At 73.2% G+C, this 6,436-nt stretch carries 6 protein-coding genes; 1 reads left to right on the top strand and 5 read right to left on the bottom strand.

The genetic code is table 11. The annotated features are described in order from the left end of the window. Positions 1-55 precede the first annotated feature (55 nt). The 5 genes from GTW08_RS05185 to GTW08_RS05165 are packed head-to-tail and all read right to left on the bottom strand — an operon-like array spanning position 56 to position 4,869. Positions 56-1,393, bottom strand: a complete 1,338-nt coding sequence (locus tag GTW08_RS05185; RefSeq protein ID WP_073578004.1) for a sulfate adenylyltransferase subunit 1 — start codon at positions 1,391-1,393, stop codon at positions 56-58. Then, entirely contained in the window at positions 1,393-2,331 is a 939-nt protein-coding gene (gene cysD / locus GTW08_RS05180; protein ID WP_073578003.1) for a sulfate adenylyltransferase subunit CysD, read from the bottom strand. The genes GTW08_RS05185 and cysD overlap by 1 nt, the downstream gene beginning before the upstream one ends. After that, entirely contained in the window at positions 2,328-3,032 is a 705-nt protein-coding gene (locus tag GTW08_RS05175; RefSeq protein WP_161151486.1) for a phosphoadenylyl-sulfate reductase, read from the bottom strand. The genes cysD and GTW08_RS05175 overlap by 4 nt, the downstream gene beginning before the upstream one ends. Continuing rightward, positions 3,029-3,205: an Insertion element protein gene (locus GTW08_RS05170; RefSeq protein WP_073578001.1), complete on the bottom strand. Its 177-nt coding sequence runs from the start codon at positions 3,203-3,205 to the stop codon at positions 3,029-3,031. Before GTW08_RS05170 ends, GTW08_RS05175 begins: the two co-directional genes overlap by 4 nt. Next, positions 3,202-4,869 (bottom strand): nitrite/sulfite reductase, encoded by a 1,668-nt coding sequence (locus GTW08_RS05165; RefSeq protein WP_073578000.1) that lies wholly within the window; start codon positions 4,867-4,869, stop codon positions 3,202-3,204. The genes GTW08_RS05170 and GTW08_RS05165 overlap by 4 nt, the downstream gene beginning before the upstream one ends. 452 nt (positions 4,870-5,321) lie before the next feature. Between GTW08_RS05165 and hemW the strand changes: the two genes are divergently transcribed. After that, positions 5,322-6,436: radical SAM family heme chaperone HemW (gene hemW / locus GTW08_RS05160; protein WP_346009853.1), on the top strand; the 1,115-nt coding region annotated here is incomplete at its 3' end.

The raw sequence follows: 6,436 nt of genomic DNA, 5'->3' as shown, positions 1-6,436 counted from the left end.
CGACACGGCCCCCGCACCCGGAGCGGGTGCGGGGGCCGTGGACGGCGCGGAGCGGTCAGCCGGCGGCCGGCACCGCCGCGAGCGGGTCGCCCACCAGACCGGCGGCGAGCGTGTTGCCCGTCGGCGGGTCGATCAGCAGGAACCCGCCGGTGGTGCGGACCCGGGCGTAGGAGTCGACCGGCAGCGGGTCGGCGACGCGCAGCGACACCCGACCGATGTCGTTGATCTCCAGCTTCTCCGGGGCGGCGGCGTAGGACACCCTCTCGGTGTCCAGCCGCGACCCCAGCGTCCCGACGATCACCTGGGTGGTGCGGGTGCCGTGCTTGAGCAGCAGCCGCGCGCCCGGGAGCAGCGGCTTCTCGGCCAGCCAGCACAGCGTCGCATCGATCTCGGAGGTGACCTCCGGGACGTCGGACGCGGCCGCGAGCAGGGCGCCGCGGGGGGCGTCGATGTCGTCGGCGAGCAGCACCGTCACGCTCAGGCCCGCCCCGGCGGCGGCCAGCGGGCCGTCGGCGGTCCGGACCTCGGAGACGGTGGTGCGGTGCCCCTCGGGCAGGACGACGACCTCGTCGCCCGGACGGACGGTGCCGGAGGCGACCTGGCCGGCGTAGCCGCGGTAGTCGTGCAGGTCACCGAGCGAAGCGTCAGCGGAGCGAGACTCGGCACCGTTCCTGGGGCGGATCACGTACTGCACCGGCATCCGGAACGGGGCCGCGGTGTCCGGGCCGTCGACCGGGACCGACTCCAGGTGCTCCAGCAGCGTCGGCCCGGTGTACCAGGGCGTGTTGTCGCTGCGGAACGCCACGTTGTCCCCGACCAGCGCGGACACCGGGATGACCTGGACGGCGTCGTCGGTGAAGCCCAGCGAGCGGGTCAGCTCGGTGAACTCGCGCTCGATGTCGGCGATCTTCGCCTGGTCGTACTCGATCAGGTCGATCTTGTTGATCGCCAGGACCAGGCGCGGGACGCGCAGCAGCGACAGCACCGCGGCGTGCCGGCGGGTCTGGGAGACCACGCCGTTGCGGGCGTCGACCAGCAGCACCGCCAGCTCGGCGGTGGACGCGCCGGTGACGGTGTTGCGGGTGTACTGGACGTGGCCCGGGGTGTCGGCGAGGACGAACTCCCGGGTCGGCGTGCCGAAGTAGCGGTAGGCGACGTCGATGGTGATGCCCTGCTCGCGCTCGGCGCGCAGGCCGTCGACGAGCAGCGACAGGTCCGGCGTCGACATCCCCTTGTCGACCGAGGCGCGCTCGACGGCCTCGATCTGGTCGGCCAGCACCGACTTGGTGTCGTAGAGCAGGCGCCCGACCAGGGTGGACTTGCCGTCGTCGACGGAGCCCGCCGTGGCGAAGCGCAGCAGGGACCGGGAGGTGGTGTCGGCAGTGCCCGTCATCAGAAGTAGCCCTCCTTCTTCCGGTCCTCCATCGCGGCCTCGGACAGCCGGTCGTCGGCCCGGGTCGCGCCGCGCTCGGTGAGCCGCGACGCGGTGACCTCGGCGATGACCTCGTCGAGGGTGGTGGCGGTGGACTCGACCGCGCCGGTGCACGAGCCGTCGCCCACCGTGCGGTAGCGGATGGACCTGCGCTCCAACTGCTCGCCGTCGCGCGCTCCGCCCCAGGGGCCCTCGGCGAGCCACATGCCGTCGCGCTGGAAGACCTCGCGCTCGTGGGCGTAGTAGATCGACGGCAGCTCGATTCCCTCGCGCCGGATGTAGCGCCAGACGTCGAGCTCGGTCCAGTTGGAGATGGGGAAGACGCGGACGTGCTCACCGGCGGCGTGCCGTCCGTTGTAGAGGTTCCACAGCTCCGGGCGCTGCTTGCGCGGGTCCCAGCGGCCGAACGCGTCGCGCAGGCTCATGATCCGCTCCTTGGCCCGGGCGCGTTCCTCGTCGCGGCGGCCGCCGCCGAACACGGCGTCGAAGCGGTGCTCGGCGATCGCGTCGAGCAGCGGCTGGGTCTGCAGCGGGTTGCGGGTGCCGTCGGCGCGCTCGACGAGCCGCCCGTCGGCGAGGTAGTCCTCGACGCGGGCGACCTCCAGACGGAGCCCGTACTGCGCGGCGATCCGGTCCCGGAACTCGATGACCTCCGGGTAGTTGTGCCCGGTGTCGACGTGCAGCAGGCCGAAGGGCACCGTGGCCGGCGCGAACGCCTTGATGGCCAGGTGCACCAGCAGCGTCGAGTCCTTGCCGCCGGAGAACAGGATCACCGGGCGGTCGAACTCGCCGGCGACCTCGCGGAACACGTGGATCGCCTCGGACTCCAGTGCGTCGAGGGCGTCCAGCGCCGGGGTCGTGACGGCGGCGGTCACGGGGGTCTCCTCCACGGTCGTCATGCGTGCAGCCCGCACTCGGTCTTGGCACGTCCGGCCCAGCGGCCGGAGCGGGGGTCCTCGCCGGGCTTCGGCTTCGCGGTGCAGGGCGCGCAGCCGATGCTCGGGTAGCCGGCGTCGACCAGCGGGTTCACCAGGATCCCGTGCTCGGCGATGTAGGCGTCCATGTCGTCGTCGGACCACGCGGCGATCGGATTGATCTTGACGAGGCCGAATTTCTCGTCGTAGGTGACCAGCGGCGTGTTCGCCCGGGTCGGGGCCTCGACGCGGCGGACACCGGTGACCCAGGCGTCGTAGCCGGACAGCGTCCGCTCCAGCGGGACGACCTTGCGCAGCGCGCAGCAGCGGTCCGGCTCGCGGGCGAACAGGTCCTTGCCGTACTCGGCGTCCTGCTCGGCGACCGTCTGGTCCGCCTGCGCATCCACGATGCGCAGCTGCGGGTAGACGGCGTCGACCGCGTCGCGGATGCCGATGGTCTCCGCGAAGTGGTAGCCGGTCTCCAGGAACAGCACGTCGATGTCCGGCCGGGCCCGCTGGGCCAGGTCGACCAGCACGGCGTCCTGCATGTTGGAGGCGACGATCAGCCGGTCGCCGAAGGTCTCCGCGGCCCAGTCGAGCAGCTGCTCGGCGGTCGCGTCCGGGCCCAGCTCGGCGGCACCGCGCTCGGCGGTGGCGCGCAGGTCGGTCTCCAGGGCAACACTCATGATTCCGCTCCCGAGGTCTCGGGGACGCCGATCCCCACGAAGGTCACGACGAAGGTGCGCAGGCAGCCGGCGCACCACCAGGCGGCGCCGGGGACCCTCTCGGACCGCTCGGCCGGGCGCAGGTCCTCCTCGCCGCAGTACGGGCAGTGGAACGGCGTGACGCGCCCGCTCACTTCAGGTCCTCCTCGTCGGCCCGCAGGACCCACTGGGCGAACCGCTCGTCGCCGTCGCGCTGCTCGGCGAAGCGGCGCACCACGCGCTCGACGTACTCGCCCAGCTCGGCGCTGGTGACCTTGAGCCCGCGCAGCTTGCGGCCGAATCCGGAGTCCAGCCCCAGCCCGCCGCCCAGGTGCACCTGGAAGCCCTCGACCTGGTTGCCCCCCGCGTCGGTGACGATCTGGCCCTTGAGGCCGATGTCGGCGACCTGGGTGCGGGCGCAGGCGTTCGGGCAGCCGTTGAGGTGCAGCGAGATCGGCACGTCCGGGACGACGTCGGCGAGGCGCTTCTCCAGGTCCTCCACCAGCCGGATCGCCCGCTCCTTGGTCTCGACGATCGCGAGCTTGCAGAACTCGATGCCGGTGCAGGCCATCGTCGAGCGGCGCCAGGTCGAGGGCCGGGCCGGCAGGCCGAGCCGGTTCAGGTCCTCGATCAGCCCGTCGAGCCTGTCGTCGGCCACGTCCAGCACGACGATCTTCTGGTACGGGGTGAACCGGATGCGATCCGACCCGGCGCGCTCGGCGGCGTCGGCGACGGCGAGCAGCGTCGTGCCCGACACGCGGCCCGACGGCGGAGCGACGCCGACGTAGTTGCGGCCGTCCTTCTGCTTGTGGACGCCGACGTGGTCGATGGGCCGCTCGGGGACCGCCGGGGCGGGGCCGTCGACGAGCTTCCGGCCCAGGTACTCGTCCTCCAGGATCTGGCGGAACTTCTCCGGGCCCCAGTCGGCGATGAGGAACTTGATGCGGGCGCGGTGGCGCAGGCGGCGGTAGCCGTAGTCGCGGAACACCTGGACGACGCCGTGCCACACGTCGGGGACCTCGGCGAGCGGGACCCAGGCGCCGAGCCGTTCGGCGATCCGCGGGTTGGTCGACAGCCCGCCGCCGACCCACAGGTCGAAGCCGGGGCCGTGCTCGGGGTGCTCGACGCCGACGAAGGAGATGTCGTTGATCTCGTGTGCGACGTCCTGCTGCCAGGAGATCGCGGACTTGAACTTGCGCGGCAGGTTCGACAGCTCGCGGTCGCCGATGAAGCGGCGCACGATCTCGTCGATGGCCGGGGTCGGGTCGACCACCTCGTCGGCGGAGACTCCGGCGACGGGGGACCCCATGACCACACGGGGGCAGTCACCGCAGGCCTCGGTGGTCTGCATGCCCAGCGGCTCGATCAGCTTCCAGATCGCCGGGACGTCCTCGACGCGGATCCAGTGGTACTGGATGTTCTCCCGGTCGGTGACGTCGGCGGTGTCGCGGCCGTAGCGCTGCGAGACCTCACCGAGCGCACGCAGCTGGGCGACGTCCACCGACCCGCCGTCGAGGCGCACGCGCATCATGAAGTACTCGTCGTCGAGCTCCTCGGGCTCCAGCGCCGCGGTGCGGCCGCCGTCGATCCCGGGCCTGCGCTGGGTGTAGAGCCCCATCCAGCGGAACCGTCCGCGCAGGTCGGCGGGGTCGATCGAGTCGAAACCGCGCCGGGCGTAGACGTTCTCGATCCGCGCGCGCACGTTCAGCGGATTGTCATCGCGCTTGCTGCGCTCGTTGGGGTTCAGCGGTTCGCGGTGGCCGAGTTTCCACTGCCCCTGCCCCTTCGGGCGGCGGGGTGCGGTCTTCGAGGGCGCCATGTGGTGGGTGCTCCGATGTCGGGCGAACCGGGCACACCCCGGCCCGGGACAGGGCACGGAGCGGCCCGGGGCGGTTCGGGAGGGGCCGTCGGATCAGCGACGACGACAGAGCGCGCTACGAGTCCGGTTCAGATCCACGTGGCGACGCGCCACGAGGCGGAGACGGAGTGCGGGCACGGACACAGGGTGCCACGGTGTCCGGACCTGCCACAAAGTGATGTTCGCATCCTGGGAGGGAGGGGCGGATAGGTCCGGACGTTCGCCGCGCGGTGTCCGGTTCACCCGGAATCCCCGGGTCACGGGCCCGGTGGAACCCGTCGTCCACCGCGGGCCCCCCGGATGCCACCCCGTCGCGACCGGCCCGTCCCGTGCGCCCCGGACCTGTCGGGGAGCGGTCCGGGCCCGAGGTGCGCCCGGCACCGACCGGCCCGGCGGTGGCACACTCGCCGGACGTGACCTCCGTGCCGCCGGCCTTCGGGCTCTACGTCCACGTGCCGTTCTGCGCGACCCGCTGCGGCTACTGCGACTTCAACACCTACACCGCCTCCGAGCTCGCGGGCGACGCCGCGTCCCCGGACGGCTGGCTCGCCGCCGCCCGCGCCGAGATCGCGCTCGCCGCCCGCACGGTGGGGGACCGCACCGTGGAGACGGTGTTCGTCGGCGGCGGCACCCCGTCGCTGATCGGCGCCGACCGGCTCGTCGCGGTGCTCGACGCGGCCCGCGAGCACCTCCCGTTCGCCGACGACGCCGAGGTCACCACCGAGTCCAACCCCGAGTCGGTCTCACCGGAGTTCTTCGACCGGCTCCGGGCCGGCGGGTTCACCCGCATCTCGCTGGGCATGCAGTCCGCCGCCCCGCACGTGCTCGCCGTACTGGACCGCACGCACACCCCGGGGCGCGCCGTCGCCGCCGCTCGGGAGGCCCGGGCCGCCGGGTTCGGTCACGTCAACCTGGACCTGATCTACGCCACCCCCGGCGAGACCGACGACGACCTGCGCGCCTCCGCCGACGCCGTCCTCGACGCGGGGGTGGACCACGTCTCGGCCTACGCGCTGATCGTCGAGGACGGCACCGCCCTGGCCCGCCGGGTCCGCCGCGGGGAGCTGCCCGCCCCCGACGACGACGTCGCCGCCACCCGCTACGAGCTGCTCGACGCGCGGCTGCGCGACGCCGGGCTGTCCTGGTACGAGGTGTCGAACTGGTCGCTGCCCGGCGCCGAGTGCCGGCACAACCTGGGCTACTGGCGCGACGGCGACTGGTGGGGGATCGGCCCCGGCGCCCACTCCCACCTGGCCGGGACACGCTGGTGGAACGTCAAGCACCCGGCGCGCTGGGCGGGCGCGCTCGCCGCGGGGGAGACCCCCGAGGGCGGTCGCGAGGAGCTCACCGCGGATGAGCGGCACACCGAGCGGGTCATGCTGCGGCTGCGCCTCGCCGAGGGCATGGCCCTGACCCTGCTGCACGACGGCGGTCGCGGGGCCGCCGCCCGCGCCGTCGCCGAGGGGCTGCTGGACCCGGCGGCGCACGCCGCGGGCCGTGCGGTGCTGACCGACCGCGGACGGCTGCT

Source organism: Pseudonocardia sp. SID8383 (assembly GCF_009864975.1).
Lineage (GTDB): Bacteria > Actinomycetota > Actinomycetes > Mycobacteriales > Pseudonocardiaceae > Pseudonocardia > Pseudonocardia alni.
This window is presented reverse-complemented; position numbering and strand designations above follow the sequence as displayed.